This window comes from Nonomuraea sp. NPDC049750 (assembly GCF_040659625.1).
GTDB lineage: Bacteria > Actinomycetota > Actinomycetes > Streptosporangiales > Streptosporangiaceae > Nonomuraea.
The window spans coordinates 86,744-101,586 of record NZ_JBFANB010000039.1; the positions used below are offsets into that span (position 1 = coordinate 86,744).

A 14,843-nucleotide genomic window follows, 5' to 3' on the forward strand; every position below is an offset into this window, starting at 1 on the left:
ACGCAACCTATAGGGGGCTGCGATGGACGTCCTCGGCATCCCGATCCCTGACGCCGGGCCGGTCTTCCTAATGGTGCTGGGTGTCCATGTCACGGCCGGTCTGACGTGCGTGAGCTGCGGGGCTGTGGCGATGCTGGCCCGCAAGGGCGGCGTCGCGCACCGGCGTTACGGCCGGGCCTACGTCTGGGCGCTGGCGGTCGTGTTCATCACGATGAGCGTGATGTCGGCGATCCGGTGGCGGGAGAACACCCACTTGTTCGTCCTGGGCGTGCTGGCTTTCGCGGCCGGCGGCGCCGGATACCTGGATCGGCACAGGCGATCCTGCGACAGGGTGCACATCACCGCCATGGGGCTGTCGTACGTGGTGCTGCTGACCGCCTTCTACGTCGACAACGGCCCGCACCTGCCCCTCTGGGAGCACTTGCCGGCCTGGTCGTTCTGGGTGATTCCCGCGCTGGCCGGCTTCCCGCTCATCGTTCGCGCGATCATGACGAGGGAGCGCACATCATGATCATTAGGCTGGCGGACGCGGCAGGTCTGGGCCGGGAACGGATCGGGGGTAAGGCCGCCGCCCTTGCCGTGCTGGCCGCCGAGGGCTTTCCCGTGCCGGACGGATTCGTCATCCCTACCGATGCCGCCCCGTCTGCGGACGAGTTGGACCGCGTGGTCGAGGCCCTTGGTGCCGGGCCATTCGCCGTACGTTCCTCGGCCGTCGCCGAGGACTTGCCGGACGCCTCCTACGCCGGACTGTACGAGACCTACCTGAACGTGCCCGCAGGTCAGGTGGCCGACGCCGTCACCCGCTGCCGCGCCGCAGCAGTTACACAGCGAGTGCTCGCGTACCACGCCCCTGGTCGCGGTGAAGGCGTGGCGGTGCTGGTGCAACCGATGATCGCCGCGCGATCCGCGGGCGTGGCCTTCACCGCCAACCCGCTCAGCGGCGAGCGCGACGAGGTGGTGATCACGGCCGTACGTGGGCTGGGCGAGTCGCTGGTGTCCGGGGCAGCGGTGGGCGAAGAGTGTGACCGCGCTGCCGGAGCCGGTGTCCTGGAAGGCGCCGGGGCCGGGACTGTGGCTGCGTAACTTCCGGCTCGGCGAGTGGTTGCCCGATCCGGTATCGCCCGCAAGTACGGCATCCCCGCCGTCGTCGCCACAGGCGATGCCACGCTACGCCTGCACGACGGCCAGCACGTCATCGTCGACGGCACCCGCGGAGTCGTGGAAACCCCTATGTAGACCGGCCACCACTGCCGACCACCAGGCTGCGACGCTCCACCATCACGACGTCCCGCCAGATGCCGTGGTGGCAGCCGATGCGCTCACGCGTGCCCAGCACCCGGAAGCCGACCGCCTGATGCAGGGCCAGGCTCGCGGTGTTCTCACCGAAGATGCCGGACTGGATCGTCCACACCCCGGCATCCTCGCTCGCGGCGATGAACGCCTCCATCAACGCCCTGCCGACGCCCTGCGCCTGGCAACCAGGGTGAACGTACACGCTGTGCTCCACCACACCCACGTAGACCGGCCTGGCCGACACCTGCGAAGCGGCCACCCAGCCGAGCACCTCACCGGTCTCGGTGTCCGCGGCCACGTACCGAAGGTGCGGCAGCTTGGCGGCGGTGAAGCCTTCCCAACTCGGTGCGGTGGTCTCGAAGCTGGCCTGGCCGGTGTCCAACCCGGCCTGGTAGATCGCCAGCAACTGCGCGGCGTCGGCTTCCCGCATCGGACGGATCTCCACGTCCTGCCCTGCGGCGGGCTTGACGGCCTGCACGATCGCCGAGTGCACCCCGTCGCCATGATCAGCTGTCAACGTGATCCGGATATCGACGAACCCAGCCGCCGCCAGCAGCGAACGGTACTCAGCCATCGGCAGTGCCCCGGCCACGCACCCGATGCGCTGCTCGGCCGCCTGCCGCCGTTGCGGGTCGAGGTCGCCGTCGACCACGACGTCACTGGCGCCGAACCGGCCGTCCGGCCGCAGCACCCGGAACGCCTGGGTCAACACCGCGGCCTTGTCGTCGGACAGGTTGATCACGCAGTTGGAGATGACCACGTCCACCGACCGGTCCGGCAGCGGCACGTGCTCGATCGTGCCGTGCAGGAACTCCACGTTGCGCGCGCCCGCCCGCTCGGCGTTGCGCCGGGCCAGCGCCAGCATGTCCACGCTGGCATCCAGCCCGTAGACCTTGCCGTGCGGGCCAACGCGGCGTGCCGACAGCAGCACGTCGATGCCGCCGCCCGAGCCGAGATCGAGCACGGTCTCACCGGGCTGGAGCTCGGCGACGGCCACCGGGTTGCCGCGCCCAAGGCCGGCCCGCACCGCCCCCGCAGGCAGCACGCCGAGTTCGTCATAGTCGGCCGCGCCGAAGCAGCCCTGCTCGAACGCGTCTTGCCCGCAGTCGGCGGCCGTCCGGTCGGCGGCCGCGGCGCGGGCCAGCGCGGAGTAGTGGTCGATGATCTCGTCGTGCGCCATGGCGAAACTCCCTTCATTCGCAGGTGGGCGCGGCCGGCACGGGATTGCCCATGACCACGTCGGCGGCGGTCGGGAAACAGCTCACGCAGGTCTCATTGATCCGGTACAGGCTGGAGGTGCCCTGCTTCTCGACCAGCACGAACCGCACCTCGGCCAGGATCTTCAGGTGGTGCGAGACGGTGGACTGGCCCACTCCGGACGCGGTCACGATCTCGCCGACGCTCATCGGCGCGCGCCGACGGGCCAGCAGCGACACGATCTGGATCCGCGTGGCGTCGGCCAAAGCCTTGAACCAGCTCGCGTACTCCTCGGCCTCCGCACGCGGCAGCGGGCGCTTCTCCTCATCCATCGTCCATCGACGATATTCGATGAATCCGGAAAGCGGAAGTCGCTGCTTCCTGATCCGCGGAGAGCTTCATGTACGTGATAATGATCTGTTATCACGTACATGAGCGATCACGGCGGCGCGGCGAAGGCGCCAGTTCCCCACCTCGATCGGCCGCGAACTGCGCCGCCGGATCCTGATCGCCCTCGACCTCCTGGCTGGATCATCAGCAGGGAACTGCCGAGCCCCGCCAAGACGACCTCGACCGCTGGCTGACGAACAGACCCGAACGCGGCGACGTCCTCGCCGCGGCCGCCGTCACGCCCTAGAACTGGGTCAACCGGACGGTGAGGGCAGCAGGATTTCCGTGGCGTTGTTGCGGCCCGCGGGCCAGAACAGCGGCTGGTCCACACCGGGATATCGATGGCCGCGGATCAGCACCTGAATCGCCGGGGTGAGCAGGAATTCCTGCAGCGCCAGCGCGCCGGCCACGTTCGCGCCGGGGAAGGCGACCGGGTTGACCACGACCGTCGCCATGATCCGGTGGAACAGCTGGTCGCTGTAGAGCACGGGCCGCAGTGGAAGGTGGTTGTCCTGCTGGAAGACCAGGAACGGGGTGGCGCCCCACAGGCTGTAGCCGCGCTGCTGGGCGGCCTCCCGCATGGCCGCCTCCTGCTGCAGGCCCGTGTCGCGATACCAGCCCGTCTTGTCCGGACGCCCGGCGGCCTGCCACAGGTTGTCGGTCAGATAGACCAATTCCGGGATGCCGTTGACGATGAACGGCGCGCGGGCGTGCGCGATCCGGCGAAACGCCTTCACCGGATCCGCCAGCTGCGCGACATGGGCCGGGTCGCCGGCGGGCACGATGAGGGCGATGGAGTTGAACAGCACCATCCGCGGCCACTGCCCGAGCCCGTCGGTGATGAAAGCTTGCGCGTCCTTGTGCCCGAAATGCGATAAGACCACATCCGCCTGCCCGGCCCGGGCCTTGGCGTACACGTCCTCACCGGTGTGCACCTGCACCTGCTGACCGCTCTGGCCCTCGAACGCGTCGAGCAACCGCGGCAGCAGACCGCCATCCTGAACGGTCCGGACGCTGGCCAGCCGGATCACGCCGGTGCGCGTCGTGGTGCTGGTCGAGACCGCCATGGCAGGCCTGGACCCCACCGTTGCCACGGCTCCCAGCGCGAGCAGCCCGGCTGCCTGCACCGCGTGCCGCCGCGTCAGCCGCGGACCCTCCGCCTCGCGTGTCGTGTCGTCGCCTTGATTGGAGCTCATCCGCTTGCCTTTCTGCCGTCGGGTGTACGTGGTTCGCGGGTGCGGCGAGAGGTGCTGTCGGCGGCTGTTTCATGGGGGAACAACTGGCGGTAACGGTCGAGGAACACCTCGATACGCCGGGCCTGTCGTCGCAGGTCCGCAGCGCGTTCGTGCAGGTACGCCTCGCCCGAGGGGGTCAGGCGGTAGGTGCGCCGGGGTGGCGCGTCGTCGCCGAGCACCCACTCGTCCGTCACCATGTCGTCGGCGGCGAGCTGGCGCAACACCCGGTACACCACGGACGGGTCCTCGGCGGCTCGGCGAAAGCTGAGGTCGGCCATGCGAGCGGCCAGCACATAGCCGTGCATGGGAGCCTCGGCCAACGCCAGCAGGACGAACGGAAGCATCCCCTGCCCCGTCCCGCTGCGATCCCTGTCGCCTCCACGTCCGGCCATCGTCAGTGCAGACCATCCTTGATGAAGAATGTCCCCTATTGGCAAAATCACCTTAGCTCGGACATGCGGTTCCTCACCAGTCGCTCCCACGGCCTGAGCGGATCCAATTCGCCGATCATGCTCTCGATCCGCCCTCTCATCGCCACCGCGATGGTGATCAGTGCCACTGGGCTGATGGCCGTACCGGCGCAGGCCGCTCAGCAGGCCGTCCCACCCATGCTGGTAGGCATCCGGGCCGCACACCAGGTCGGCCTGGACCGGCTCGTCTTCGAGTTCCGGGCCGGTTACCGGCCCGGCGCGACGTCCGCTACGTGTCCAAGCTGATCGCCGACGGCTCCGGGCAGACGGTCAACGCGGTCGGCAGCGCACTGCTGCAGGTCCGCTTCGACCAGGCCGACGGCCACGACCGCCACGACAAGGTCACCTACGGGCCAATCCGTAGGACGTACGCATTGCCTGGCGTCATCCAACACGCGTGTGGGCACACCTTCCCAACCTCGATGTTCATCAGGCGGTGTGCAGATCGAGCATGAAGGCTGCGGCTAACGCAGGTGCACACGGCCATGCGGCGGCACAGGAGAGGCAGGCGTGCCCCGAACCCGCGCGGTGTACATCCAGCGCACCGGCCGCTCTCGTGAAGTACGTCTCGCTGAGGAAGTCATTCTCGGCGTGCGTCATACCCAGGAAAACAGACATTTCGATCGCCCTTGTTCGCTCAGGATTTGGTGGTGACCTCACCCTCTCTCCGATCTTCTTCGCGCACCCGGGGCGAACGACCCGGAGTGGTGTGACCTAAGTCACCAGGGCAGGCTGGATCCGCCGGGTTGTCCTCCATGGAGGCGGCCGTGCGTCTGGAGCGGAATGGGGCCAACCCGCTACCGCAGAAGCCGCCCCGTTCCGTTGCGGCCGCGGGTGCTCGCCCAGCTGGCTGCCTGCGCAAACACCGGCCTCCAGCAGCGCCTGCACCGGGCCCTAGGTGGCGGCCGGACACCGCTGGTCACCTACGTCGTCCACGGCGAGCGCGACGCCGCCACTGTGCCCCAGATGGGTATGGGCGATGCGGCGACAGTGCGGAGCCCCCGAGACCGGCGGCCGAGGTAGCCGTGTCCGAGGCGGACCTGCTGTACAAGGAGGAGTTCCGCGAACAGTATTACGGCGACGCCTACCAACCGCCGCTGCGCGCGCGGCTACGCCATCTGATGGCGCAGGAAGGAGGCAGCCTCCGGCGGAAGGCGGTGGGTGACACGGCCGCCGAACTCATGACATCGCCCGCGGTGACGATCTCGCCCCGCTCCTCGACTGTCACGGCCGCCCGTCTCATGAACAAGCACGGCGTCAAGCGCCTGATCGTCGCCGAGGACGGCTACCTCGAAGGAATCGTCAGCAGAGGCGATCTGCTCAAGACGTTCGTGCGAGCCGACTCCGACATTGCCCGCGAGATCCGCGAGGAGGTTCTGGAGGGCTCGTTGCGCATGGAGACCTCAGACGTTGCCGTACACGTCGACCGGGGAGTGGTGACACTGAACGGCTGGATGGACCGACGCGGCGAAACCATGCTCGCCACACGCATGGCCCACCGCGTCAACGGCGTCGTCGACATCATCGACAAGCTGCTCTGGAAGCACGACGACTCCAAACGTGCCGGCGACTCCGTTATCAACGAAGGACCGTGACACTGGCGTCGGGGACGAAATCCCGGGGTGCCTGTGCTGTGGGGGCCGCACCGTCTGCTTGCCGGATCTGGATGGTCAGGCGGACTGCTGGATGCGCCGGCCGGTGGCCTCCACCGTGGTGATGACGATGAAGTGGTCGGGGCTGCGTGTCCATGGCGTCAGCCGCAGGCTTTCCAGCCGGGCGATCTGCGCGGGATCGTCGGCGACACGAGCCAGCCCCACGACGGTGACTGACCAGCCCGTGCGCTCCACTGAGTCGAAGTCGTCCACCTCGAAGGCCACAACCGCATGGCGTGTGGCGGCGGCCAGCTTAGAACCGGCCGCCGTGCGGATGACGATGTCCTCCCCGTCCAGGCAGAAGTTGACCGGTTCCACGGCTGGCAGGGCGCTGTCGGTGAAGACGATCCGCCCGATCGGGCAGGAGGGCAGCAGGCGCATGCACTCCTCGTGGGAGAGCACCTGCAGGCCGGCCGAGTCGAGTTTCATGCCGTCAGCCTGTCAGCGCCCCTGCCTGAGGGGTTAGGGACGAAAGTCCCGTGACGGCTGCCGATCGCCCTCGGAGGTGGCGACCGTAGATCGTCCTGCCTGCTGAATGCTTTGTGCTGTGGTCTTCACTCGCCTGCCCGGCGAGTACCGGAGTACGCGCGTGGCCTACTCGCACCAGCGCCGCCGCGGCGGCCTGGCACCGAATGCCTCTCAGACGAAAGCCGCCGAACCTGAGAAGGGCTCGGAGGAACGGAGCTGTTCACCTCAGGGAAACCGCTGCCCTGAATAGGGGCTTTGGCTCTTTCTTGTGGTGGGCTGAACCGGTTAACGTCGGAGCATGATTCGTGTGTTCCTCGTCGACGACCATGAGGTGGTACGGAGAGGCGTGGCCGCCCTGCTGGACTCCGAGGACGACATAGAGGTGATCGGCGAAGCCGGCACCGCGGAGTCGGCGATCGCCCGCATTCCGGCGCTCAAGCCGGACGTCGCGGTGCTGGACGTCCGGCTGCCCGACGGTAACGGCGTGGACGTGTGCCGTGAGGCCCGGTCCGGGCTGCCCGGGCTGGCGTGCCTGATGCTGACCTCCTACGCCGACGACGACGCGCTGTTCGAGGCGGTGATGGCGGGCGCCGCCGGTTACGTCCTCAAGCAGATCCACGGCTCCGACCTGGTCGGCGCCGTGCGCACGGTCGCCTCCGGCCAGTCGCTGCTCGATCCGCAGACCACCGCGGCAATGCTTCAACGACTGCGGGAGCAGGCCGCCAGAAGGGACCCGCTCGCGGCCCTGTCCGATCAGGAACGCAACATCCTCGACCTGATCGGCGAAGGGCTCACCAACCGGCAGATCGGCGAGCGGATGTTCCTGGCCGAGAAGACGGTCAAGAACTACGTGTCCAACCTGCTGTCCAAGCTCGACATGCAACGCCGTACCCAGGCCGCCGCACTGGCCGCCCGGCTGCGGGCAGATCGGCGAGAATGACAGGCCTTCGTCCTAAGTGCGACGGCGAATCTGAGCGCATCAGAGAGGAACACTCCAGCGAAGAGCGGTCCCACCGACCTCTGGAGAGATGACGTCGAAGGACCCGACAACCTCTGACCTTTCGCGAACTCTCCGCTTCGAGATCACGTGGCGCCGCTGCGTCATCGGGCTGGCCTCTTTGCTACGCTATCCGCACCTCCATGAATTGCGCATTTTCGCAATTTGATACATCATAGGGCTGGCTTAGTTGGCGATCGAGAACCAGGAGCGTGATGTGAGCGGGTCTTTTGCCGCCGCGGTCAGGCAACGACTACGTCTGGCGGACGCGGCGCTTCAGGCCGCCCGCGCCGAGGATGACGTCGACGCGCTGATGTTGGCCGAGGCGGAGTGGGAGGACGTGACGCACTTGGCCCGCTCACACGGGATGCGTCTGGATGCCGATGCGGGCACCACCGATTCGGGCGGCCCCATAACAGGCGAGGCGGCGGCCCAGTGATGTCGATGCCGCTGTATGAGGCCAAGGCGGAGCTGTTCAAGCTGCTGGGCCATCCGGTCCGGATCCGGGTGCTGGAGTTGTTGCAGGACGGGCCGATGCCGGTGCGGGACCTGTTGGCCGCCATCGAGGTGGAGGCCACGGGGCTGTCGCAGCATTTGGCCGTGCTGCGCCGCTCGGCCATGGTCACTGCCCACCGTGATGGCTCGACCGTGACCTATGCCCTGTCCGGCGGGGATGTGGCCGAACTGCTGCGCGCGGCGCGCACGCTGTTGACGCACAAGCTCACCGGTCAGCATGAGCTGCTGAGCGAGTTGCTCAAGGCGGAGACCGGCGCCTCGTGACCCTCTTGTTCTCCTCGGGCTGGGCCCGTATCCGCGGTGTGCTGCCCGAGAGCGGGGAGCTGGCTGCTATGGGCCGTCGCCCGCGCCGTGACTTGCTGGCCGGGCTCACCGTGGCGATCGTGGCGCTGCCGCTAGCGCTGGGGTTCGGCATCTCCTCCGGCATGGGTGCCGAAGCCGGGCTGGCCACCGCGGTGGTCGCCGGGACGCTGGCGGCATTGTTCGGCGGCTCGGGCCTGCAGGTGTCCGGCCCGACCGGGGCGATGACGGTAGTACTCGTGCCGATCATGCACGCTCATGGCGCCTCCGGGGTGCTGATGGTCGGAGTGCTGGCCGGGCTGCTGCTGATCGCGCTGGCGCTGGCCCGTGCCGGCAAGTACATGGCCCTGGTCCCGGCCCCGGTGGTGGAGGGCTTCACCATCGGCATCGCCTGTGTGATCGGCCTGCAGCAGATCCCGGCCGCCCTGGGGGTGGCGACTCCCACGGGGGACAAGGTCACCGCCGTGGCCTGGCACGCCGTCCAGGACTTCCTCGCCCAGCCGCGCTGGTGGGCTCTGGGCATCGCTCTGACGGTGGCCACGCTGATGCTGGTGGGCGCACGCTGGCGGCCCACGCTGCCGTTCTCCCTGCTCGCCGTCGCCGCCGCCACCCTCGCCACCGAGCTGGCCGATCTGCCGGTGGCCCGGATCGGGCAGTTGCCCGCCGGGCTGCCCGCCCCCTCCCTGGCCTTCCTGGACCCGGCCGCGCTGAGCTCACTGCTGGCCCCGGCGGTCGCGGTCGCCGCCCTGGCCGCGCTGGAGTCGCTGCTTTCAGCCGCCGTCGCCGATGGCATGAGCGTCAACCACAAGCACGACCCCGACCGGGAGCTGTTCGGGCAGGGTCTGGCCAACCTCCTGACGCCACTGTTCGGCGGCGTCCCGGCCACCGGGGCGATCGCCCGGACCGCGGTCAACGTCCGCTCGGGCGCCCAATCGCGGCTGGCTGCCCTGGCACACGCGGGCATCCTGGCGGTGATCGTGTTCAGCGCGGCCGGCCTGGTCGCGCGGATCCCGCTGGCCGCGCTAGCCGGCGTGCTGCTGGCCACCTCGGTGCGGATGGTCGAAGTCGGCTCGGTCAAGGCCATGATCCGCTCCACCCGTGGCGACGCCGTCGTGCTGGCCCTGACCGCGCTCGCCACCCTCGCCCTCGACCTGGTCCAGGCCGTCATCCTCGGCTTGATCGTGGCCGGCGCGCTGGCGTTGCGTGCCATCGCCCGCGACGTCCGCCTGGACGCGATGCCGATTCACCCCGACCTGCCCGGCGACCACACCGAGCAGGAACACGCCCTGCTCGCCGAGCACATCGTCGCCTACCGCCTGGACGGGCCGCTGTTCTTCGCCGCGGCCCACCGCTTCCTGCTGGAGCTGTCCGAAGTCGCCACCGTCTCCGTGGTGATCTTGCGCATGTCCCGCGTCACCACCCTCGACGCCAGCGGCGCTCTGGTCCTCGGCGACGCCATCCAACGGCTACAGCGGCGTGGCATCACCGTCTACATCTCCGGCATCCGCGACGGCCATCACCAGCCCCTGCATGCTCTCGGCGTCATCGCCCGCCTCGATCAAGCCGGCCATGTCTTCGCCACTACCCCCCAGGCCATCGCCGCAGCCCGCGACAGGCTCCAGCGAACCGGTGTCCTGCCCGCCTCCAGCCACACCAACACGGCCCCCGACGCCGCTGTCACCCCCCGTTGAAGACTCGATCACTCTCGGCCTGCCCCGCCAACCATCCCGCCGAGCCCCCGGCTGCCCAGCACCACGCTGTCGGCCGACGCGGACTCATCGATCAGATCGTCGATCACGTTCCCGGCGCGCAGTTCCGTCGACACCCCGACCCCACCGGCCAGCTCACGCGCCTGGTCGGCGGCGACCTCCAGCGCACCCGCGCAGTACTTCGTGCTGAACTCGCCGACCCCGTGCGGCCACTGCTCGCACACATGTACGAGCCGCAGGTCAAGCCCTCTGCGCCGCGCGTCGGCGGCGGCCCATTCCACTGCTGCGCCGACCGGGAGCTGATCGTCGGCCTGCAGACCGACGCACCGCTGAAGCGCGCCATCATGCCCGCGGGCGGACCGCGCATGATGGAATCCGGCCTCGCCGCCTACGGCCACATCCTCGATCCCCTGGTACGGAAGATCTTCACCAAGTACCGCAAGACGCATAACGATGGCTGTTCGACGCCCACACCCCCGAGATCCGGCGCGCCCGCCGGACGGGCGTGATCACCAGCCTGCCCGTCGATCAGTGGCGGCGAGCCGCTGCGCTTCGCCCGCCCCACCTGGATCGTCGACTGATTCCGCCTCCGTGAGCTTGGGTCTCCATACGGGCCAGGGGCATGCGGAAGGCTCTGGGCGGAACACGAGTGGTGGGTCAAGCGCCGCCTGAGTCGTTTCCTCGGCCGTGATACCGGCTCATGCTCATGACGCCCGCTCACTCCGAGGCCGGACCACCGCGACCGGGCAGGTGACGTGGTGCAGCACACCGCGGCTGACCGAGCCGAGCACCGCAGAGGCGAAGCCGCCCATCCCACGCGAGCCCACCACGACCAGATCGGCCGAGGCCGAGGCGTTCATAAGAGCGGCGACGGGATGCTCACACAGCTGCTCATCGGTGAGCTCGACGTCCGGATATTTCTCCCGCCACGGGTTCACCGCCTCACGGGCCGCACGCTGCTGCTGCTCGAAGGCGCTGTCCAGCGCGCTGCTGTAGGCGCGGGCGTACGGCGCGGACAGCGGCGCCTGCCAGGCGTAGACCACCTGCAAGCGGGCCTGGCGGGCACGCGCCTGGTCGATGGCGTACTCCATCGCCGCCTGCGCGCCCTTCGAGCCGTCGTAGCCCACTACGATCTGCCCGTGGAGGGCCTCGACGGGGCCACGCACGATGACGACGGGCCCGGCGGCATGCCCGGCCACGGCCGTGCTGACTGAGCCGAGGACCATCCCGGTGAACCCGCCGAGTCCCCTGCTGCCCAGGACCACGCTGTCGGCCGAGGCCGACTCGGCGATCAACTGCTCGATGACGTTGCCCTCGCGCAGGTCCGTGGTCACCTCCACACCCGGCGCCAGCTCGCGCGCCCGGTTGGCGGCGGCCTGGAGCGCTTCGGCGCAGTACTCCGCCTGAGCCTCGTCCAGGCTGAGCGGCCACTGGGCCTCGCCCAGGCTGGGCGACCACTGCTCGCACACATGCACGAGGCGTAGCGAGCGCCCGCGGCGGCTCGCGTCAGCGGCCGCCCACTCGACCGCCGCGGTCGCCGAAGCGGAACCGTCCACGCCTACTATGATCTGTCCTGCCATCACGCACCCCTCTCGTCCGGCCCCCACCCGAGCCCAAGCCTCGCGAACAGAGGTCCCGACCGCCCGGGGCTGAAGTCCCAAAACCGGATGCCGTTGGTCCATGACCGGGGACTGGCCCCACCACCTTCGGATGCCCACTGACCATGCGTCGGACGCGGGTGGCGATGATGTCCTTAACGCTTCCGAGCCCCTTTTTGACCAAGCCGGTAAGCGATCAGCCTGGTTCCAGCTCAGGGCGACGGAACCGCCAGGGCACCGTCGTCCAGCGGGCGTGGATCGCCGCCAGGGCCCGCTCGAGCGCCTGCTCCGGGGACACGCTGGTGTCGATCTCGATGGCATCGGGCCAGAGCGCCGCCTTCGCCGTCATGGCAGTGGCGATCGCCTGGTCCGCGTCCGACATCCCACCCGCACGGTGGGCCAAGCGCTCCGCGATCAGCTGCGGCAGAGCGGTGCAGCGCAAGGCCACGAGGTCGCTGAATGTGCGCCGCGCGAGGCGCCCGGCGGCCTCCCGCTGCTCGGCATCGCTCCATGAAGCGTCGAGGATGACCGGCTCGCCGTGACGTAGCAGCCTTTCAGCCCGGGACAGCAGTTCCTGGTACGTGCGCTCGGTCCATTCCCGACTGTAGATGCCCTCGCCGAAAGGGGCTGGCGCCGGCTGTTCGGGCGTGATGCCGGCGAGTTCCTTGCGTATGCGGTCGCTGTTCAGCAGCGTGTAGCCGAGCCGGTCGGCCATGGCGGCGGCGATGGTGGTCTTGCCGGTGGCCGGAGTCCCACCGACAAGGACCAAGGTCACCGCGCCGGCCCGCAGGTGGCGTAGCGCCAGCTCAGCGAGCTCACGGCCCTGTCGCGCCGCGCCGAGGTCTCCCTGCTGACGTCGGAGGCCGGCGACCTTGGCTCGGACGAAGGCCCGATAGGCGACGTAGTGATGCCACAGCGAGGGCGATGCGAGGTCACCGGAAAACTCGGTGTACCAGTGGAGGAACAGCTCGGCCAGCCGGGGGGCGCCCAGCCGTTCCAGGTCCATGGCCAGGAAGGCGGCATCGTCCAGGCGATCGAGAAAGCGTAGCCGTTCGTCGAACTCCAGGCAGTCCAGGATCCGTGGCCCGTCGTCGAGGCAGAAGATGTCGTCGGCGAGCAGGTCGCCGTGGCCGTCCACGATGTGCCCTTCGCTGATCCGGGTGGAGAACAGGCGTTCACGGCCGTCGATGAACCGCAGAGCGAGTCGTTCGATCTCCTGGATCACCTGGGTGTCGAGAGTCGCATCGGGCAGCGCGCGGACCTGCGCGAAGCTCGCCGTCCAGCGGCACCGCAGTGCCTGTGCCTCTCCCTGTCTGTCGATCCGCAGGCAGTGCCGGGAACGGTCGTGCATGCTCGAGACCATCCGGGCGACCTGGCGAACATGCTCGTCCACCGGGTTCCCGGAGCGGATCATCGTGGCGAGGCGGCGCTCCTCGGGCATGCGCTGCATCACGACGAGATGCTCGCAGACTTCCCCGTCGGGGCCGAGGACGTCGGCGACCCCCTTGTAGACATCGGGTGCCAGCCGCCGGTTGAGCTCCACCTCCTCGTGGCACACGGCTCGCCGTGCTTGGCGAGTGGTGTAGTCCAGGAAACCGAGATTCACCGGTTTCTTCAGCTTGATGGCCTGATCCCCGAGGAGGATCACCACTGCGGAATGCGTCTCCTTGATCTGTGCCCACGGTCCCATCGATGACGCCTCCGCGCTCTGCCGCCCATGTGGCCGAGACCTGGCTCGACGGGCGGGGCTCGTCTTGCGATGCACTCTCCTGATCGCCCTGTGTGCGTATTTCCCCAGGTCAATACGGCTTACTCGGTCACATGCGTACCACGGTGACGGGCGCGTCGATGCCGTCCAGCAGACTCTCCTCGGCCCTGGCCCCGATGCCGTGCAGCCTGCCTGCGCGGATCGCCGCCTCCAGGTCCTCGACCGAGTCGATGCCTACCTGCTCATGCAAGGCCATGACCTTCGAAGAGTCGCCATCCACGCCGGCCGATTCGCCCTCCCCGCCACGCGGACCTGAACTTGAGGAAATCAGGCGCGGCCCGATGGCGCGCCTCCGGCGAAACCGGGCCGCTGCCGGGCCAGTTCAGCGATGTCCTCGGCTGTGACGACCAGCAACTTGTGTGCCAGGTCGGCCAGTGCGCGGCCTGCCGCCAGCTCGTCACCGATCTCTGGCACCGATCGGTCGATCGGATTGCGGCGCGCGGTCCCGACCCCGGCCAGACTGGTCCTGTCCCGAGTGAACAGGACCGCTCGGGCAGAGGTGCCGTCGCCCTCTTCGGTGATGTCGATCCGTACGGACCATTCCTTGGCTTCCATGGCAGAAATCTCTCCTTCTCCACGGTCCCCGGCCATCTTGTGCCGTTACGCAGCCATGCGTTCAGGCCCGGGTCTCCCGAGGCTCGACGTGGGCATCCGGCCCTGGATAGACCAGCGTTTCGTGCTCCTCGTCGAGCCAGTGGACGTCATACGGCGGCGTGCCGTCATCGTGGTGCAGAGCGATGATGACGCCGATGCGGCGCTCCTCCCCCAGGTGAGCGCTCTGGATCACCAACCGGTCTCCGACTGCTGCCTTCATGACTTCTCCCCTTCGACCTCGGTCGGTGTCGCCGCCACCGCCCGTGCCGTCCCGTCCGCGAACAGAGTGATGACCGACCTCCCTTCTTCTAGTTGACCTACGCGTGGACTCGGCGACTAGAGGCCAACGTCCTTTCATTGCCAGAGGCCGAAGCCCTCTGGCAATGAAAAGGAACCGGGGACAGGGCCGCGGGGCCTGTCGAGGCGGCAGGCGGCCCGCAGGCCGGCGATAGACGGCCCCGACCAGGTCTACCTGGCGCCCCTGCAGCACCTGTTCGGAACCGAGGTGATGGGCGGCGGCGGGGCGCACCCGCGCGATCGGGCTTCCGGTGACCAGGCCGCTGGTTTCCCGGCCGCCGATCATCTCCAAGTTTTGGGACATCCGGCCCTGCCTGGTTAGCCACCGAGCGGCTGAAATGGAGAAGGGGGAATGTGCG

Annotated in this window: 22 protein-coding genes; 11 read left to right on the forward strand and 11 right to left on the reverse strand. The window is 68.7% G+C overall.

From position 1 onward, the window contains the following. Window positions 1–22 precede the first annotated feature (22 nt). Genes AB0J16_RS52285 through AB0J16_RS52295 form a run of 3 tightly spaced genes read left to right on the forward strand, consistent with a single transcriptional unit; the run spans window position 23 to window position 1,236 of the window. On the forward strand, window positions 23–511 hold the full coding sequence (locus AB0J16_RS52285) for a hypothetical protein (protein WP_358554475.1): 489 nt from the start codon (window positions 23–25) through the stop codon (window positions 509–511). Next, window positions 508–1,083: a PEP/pyruvate-binding domain-containing protein gene (locus tag AB0J16_RS52290; RefSeq protein WP_358554478.1), complete on the forward strand. Its 576-nt coding sequence runs from the start codon at window positions 508–510 to the stop codon at window positions 1,081–1,083. Before AB0J16_RS52285 ends, AB0J16_RS52290 begins: the two co-directional genes overlap by 4 nt. A gap of 15 nt (window positions 1,084–1,098) precedes the next feature. Beyond that, window positions 1,099–1,236, forward strand: coding sequence for a PEP-utilizing enzyme (locus AB0J16_RS52295; protein WP_358554481.1), 138 nt, complete (start codon window positions 1,099–1,101; stop codon window positions 1,234–1,236). On the opposite strand, the gene AB0J16_RS52300 is transcribed toward AB0J16_RS52295, so the two are convergent. From AB0J16_RS52300 to AB0J16_RS52315, 4 genes are all read right to left on the reverse strand, one after another. Beyond that, a complete protein-coding gene (locus tag AB0J16_RS52300) occupies window positions 1,229–2,473 on the reverse strand; it encodes a GNAT family N-acetyltransferase (RefSeq protein WP_358554484.1) in 1,245 nt (414 codons plus the stop codon). The two genes, AB0J16_RS52295 and AB0J16_RS52300, sit on opposite strands and share 8 nt — an antisense overlap. Before the next feature lie 13 nt (window positions 2,474–2,486). After that, on the reverse strand, window positions 2,487–2,822 hold the full coding sequence (locus tag AB0J16_RS52305) for a metalloregulator ArsR/SmtB family transcription factor (protein ID WP_358554487.1): 336 nt from the start codon (window positions 2,820–2,822) through the stop codon (window positions 2,487–2,489). A gap of 312 nt (window positions 2,823–3,134) precedes the next feature. Beyond that, window positions 3,135–4,076 (reverse strand): substrate-binding domain-containing protein, encoded by a 942-nt coding sequence (locus tag AB0J16_RS52310; RefSeq protein ID WP_358554490.1) that lies wholly within the window; start codon window positions 4,074–4,076, stop codon window positions 3,135–3,137. Further along, window positions 4,073–4,459 carry a PadR family transcriptional regulator gene (locus AB0J16_RS52315; protein ID WP_358554493.1) on the reverse strand — a complete coding sequence of 129 codons (387 nt, stop codon included), beginning with the start codon at window positions 4,457–4,459 and terminating at the stop codon, window positions 4,073–4,075. Before AB0J16_RS52315 ends, AB0J16_RS52310 begins: the two co-directional genes overlap by 4 nt. A 165-nt stretch (window positions 4,460–4,624) precedes the next feature. Here AB0J16_RS52315 and AB0J16_RS52320 point away from each other — a divergent pair, with 165 nt between their 5' ends. The 3 genes from AB0J16_RS52320 to AB0J16_RS52330 all read left to right on the forward strand — a co-directional run bounded on the left by AB0J16_RS52320 (window position 4,625) and on the right by AB0J16_RS52330 (window position 6,180). After that, window positions 4,625–4,831: a hypothetical protein gene (locus AB0J16_RS52320; protein WP_358554496.1), complete on the forward strand. Its 207-nt coding sequence runs from the start codon at window positions 4,625–4,627 to the stop codon at window positions 4,829–4,831. Continuing rightward, the gene (locus AB0J16_RS52325; protein ID WP_358554499.1) at window positions 4,819–5,040 is read left to right on the forward strand and encodes a hypothetical protein; all 222 of its coding nucleotides are present in this window, start codon (window positions 4,819–4,821) and stop codon (window positions 5,038–5,040) included. The genes AB0J16_RS52320 and AB0J16_RS52325 overlap by 13 nt, the downstream gene beginning before the upstream one ends. Window positions 5,041–5,610: 570 nt before the next feature. Next, the gene (locus AB0J16_RS52330; protein ID WP_358554502.1) at window positions 5,611–6,180 is read left to right on the forward strand and encodes a CBS domain-containing protein; all 570 of its coding nucleotides are present in this window, start codon (window positions 5,611–5,613) and stop codon (window positions 6,178–6,180) included. Window positions 6,181–6,255: 75 nt separating this feature from the next. Here the strand turns inward: AB0J16_RS52330 and AB0J16_RS52335 are convergent, their stop codons facing one another. Further along, window positions 6,256–6,666, reverse strand: coding sequence for a pyridoxamine 5'-phosphate oxidase family protein (locus AB0J16_RS52335; RefSeq protein ID WP_358554505.1), 411 nt, complete (start codon window positions 6,664–6,666; stop codon window positions 6,256–6,258). Between the two features lie 337 nt (window positions 6,667–7,003). Between AB0J16_RS52335 and AB0J16_RS52340 the strand changes: the two genes are divergently transcribed. The 4 genes from AB0J16_RS52340 to AB0J16_RS52355 all read left to right on the forward strand — a co-directional run bounded on the left by AB0J16_RS52340 (window position 7,004) and on the right by AB0J16_RS52355 (window position 10,209). After that, on the forward strand, window positions 7,004–7,645 hold the full coding sequence (locus AB0J16_RS52340) for a response regulator transcription factor (protein ID WP_358554508.1): 642 nt from the start codon (window positions 7,004–7,006) through the stop codon (window positions 7,643–7,645). 247 nt (window positions 7,646–7,892) lie between these two features. Next, entirely contained in the window at window positions 7,893–8,141 is a 249-nt protein-coding gene (locus AB0J16_RS52345; protein WP_358554510.1) for a hypothetical protein, read from the forward strand. Further along, the gene (locus AB0J16_RS52350; RefSeq protein ID WP_357657552.1) at window positions 8,141–8,482 is read left to right on the forward strand and encodes a metalloregulator ArsR/SmtB family transcription factor; all 342 of its coding nucleotides are present in this window, start codon (window positions 8,141–8,143) and stop codon (window positions 8,480–8,482) included. The genes AB0J16_RS52345 and AB0J16_RS52350 overlap by 1 nt, the downstream gene beginning before the upstream one ends. Window positions 8,483–8,550: 68 nt before the next feature. Continuing rightward, window positions 8,551–10,209, forward strand: coding sequence for a SulP family inorganic anion transporter (locus tag AB0J16_RS52355; RefSeq protein ID WP_358554546.1), 1,659 nt, complete (start codon window positions 8,551–8,553; stop codon window positions 10,207–10,209). 8 nt (window positions 10,210–10,217) lie between these two features. Here the strand turns inward: AB0J16_RS52355 and AB0J16_RS52360 are convergent, their stop codons facing one another. Continuing rightward, window positions 10,218–10,508, reverse strand: a complete 291-nt coding sequence (locus tag AB0J16_RS52360) for a universal stress protein (RefSeq protein ID WP_358554513.1) — start codon at window positions 10,506–10,508, stop codon at window positions 10,218–10,220. Between AB0J16_RS52360 and AB0J16_RS52365 the strand changes: the two genes are divergently transcribed. Further along, window positions 10,452–10,736 carry a pyruvate formate lyase family protein gene (locus AB0J16_RS52365; protein WP_358554516.1) on the forward strand — a complete coding sequence of 95 codons (285 nt, stop codon included), beginning with the start codon at window positions 10,452–10,454 and terminating at the stop codon, window positions 10,734–10,736. The two genes, AB0J16_RS52360 and AB0J16_RS52365, sit on opposite strands and share 57 nt — an antisense overlap. A 195-nt stretch (window positions 10,737–10,931) precedes the next feature. Here the strand turns inward: AB0J16_RS52365 and AB0J16_RS52370 are convergent, their stop codons facing one another. The 5 genes from AB0J16_RS52370 to AB0J16_RS52390 form a co-directional block, all read right to left on the reverse strand. Next, the gene (locus AB0J16_RS52370) at window positions 10,932–11,807 is read right to left on the reverse strand and encodes a universal stress protein (protein WP_358554519.1); all 876 of its coding nucleotides are present in this window, start codon (window positions 11,805–11,807) and stop codon (window positions 10,932–10,934) included. Between the two features lie 214 nt (window positions 11,808–12,021). Next, window positions 12,022–13,515: an AAA family ATPase gene (locus AB0J16_RS52375; RefSeq protein ID WP_358554522.1), complete on the reverse strand. Its 1,494-nt coding sequence runs from the start codon at window positions 13,513–13,515 to the stop codon at window positions 12,022–12,024. 127 nt (window positions 13,516–13,642) lie between these two features. Continuing rightward, a complete protein-coding gene (locus tag AB0J16_RS52380; protein ID WP_358554525.1) occupies window positions 13,643–13,783 on the reverse strand; it encodes a hypothetical protein in 141 nt (46 codons plus the stop codon). Window positions 13,784–13,860: 77 nt separating this feature from the next. Next, window positions 13,861–14,148, reverse strand: coding sequence for a DUF1876 domain-containing protein (locus tag AB0J16_RS52385; RefSeq protein WP_358554528.1), 288 nt, complete (start codon window positions 14,146–14,148; stop codon window positions 13,861–13,863). A gap of 61 nt (window positions 14,149–14,209) precedes the next feature. Next, window positions 14,210–14,407, reverse strand: coding sequence for a DUF1918 domain-containing protein (locus AB0J16_RS52390; protein ID WP_358554531.1), 198 nt, complete (start codon window positions 14,405–14,407; stop codon window positions 14,210–14,212). Between the last annotated feature and the right edge of the window lie 436 nt (window positions 14,408–14,843).

What these genes read in the sequence shown, in the direction of transcription:
- AB0J16_RS52285 (WP_358554475.1), top strand. Translation starts at nt 23, where the DNA reads ATGGACGTCCTCGGCATCCCGATCCCTGACGCCGGGCCGGTCTTCCTA.
- AB0J16_RS52290 (WP_358554478.1), top strand. Translation starts at nt 508, where the DNA reads ATGATCATTAGGCTGGCGGACGCGGCAGGTCTGGGCCGGGAACGGATC.
- AB0J16_RS52300 (WP_358554484.1), bottom strand. Translation starts at nt 2,473, where the DNA reads ATGGCGCACGACGAGATCATCGACCACTACTCCGCGCTGGCCCGCGCC.
- AB0J16_RS52305 (WP_358554487.1), bottom strand. Translation starts at nt 2,822, where the DNA reads ATGGATGAGGAGAAGCGCCCGCTGCCGCGTGCGGAGGCCGAGGAGTAC.
- AB0J16_RS52310 (WP_358554490.1), bottom strand. Translation starts at nt 4,076, where the DNA reads ATGAGCTCCAATCAAGGCGACGACACGACACGCGAGGCGGAGGGTCCG.
- AB0J16_RS52315 (WP_358554493.1), bottom strand. Translation starts at nt 4,459, where the DNA reads ATGCTTCCGTTCGTCCTGCTGGCGTTGGCCGAGGCTCCCATGCACGGC.
- AB0J16_RS52320 (WP_358554496.1), top strand. Translation starts at nt 4,625, where the DNA reads ATGCTCTCGATCCGCCCTCTCATCGCCACCGCGATGGTGATCAGTGCC.
- AB0J16_RS52335 (WP_358554505.1), bottom strand. Translation starts at nt 6,666, where the DNA reads ATGAAACTCGACTCGGCCGGCCTGCAGGTGCTCTCCCACGAGGAGTGC.
- AB0J16_RS52340 (WP_358554508.1), top strand. Translation starts at nt 7,004, where the DNA reads ATGATTCGTGTGTTCCTCGTCGACGACCATGAGGTGGTACGGAGAGGC.
- AB0J16_RS52350 (WP_357657552.1), top strand. Translation starts at nt 8,141, where the DNA reads ATGTCGATGCCGCTGTATGAGGCCAAGGCGGAGCTGTTCAAGCTGCTG.
- AB0J16_RS52355 (WP_358554546.1), top strand. Translation starts at nt 8,551, where the DNA reads ATGGGCCGTCGCCCGCGCCGTGACTTGCTGGCCGGGCTCACCGTGGCG.
- AB0J16_RS52365 (WP_358554516.1), top strand. Translation starts at nt 10,452, where the DNA reads ATGTACGAGCCGCAGGTCAAGCCCTCTGCGCCGCGCGTCGGCGGCGGC.
- AB0J16_RS52370 (WP_358554519.1), bottom strand. Translation starts at nt 11,807, where the DNA reads ATGGCAGGACAGATCATAGTAGGCGTGGACGGTTCCGCTTCGGCGACC.
- AB0J16_RS52375 (WP_358554522.1), bottom strand. Translation starts at nt 13,515, where the DNA reads ATGGGACCGTGGGCACAGATCAAGGAGACGCATTCCGCAGTGGTGATC.
- AB0J16_RS52385 (WP_358554528.1), bottom strand. Translation starts at nt 14,148, where the DNA reads ATGGAAGCCAAGGAATGGTCCGTACGGATCGACATCACCGAAGAGGGC.
- AB0J16_RS52390 (WP_358554531.1), bottom strand. Translation starts at nt 14,407, where the DNA reads ATGAAGGCAGCAGTCGGAGACCGGTTGGTGATCCAGAGCGCTCACCTG.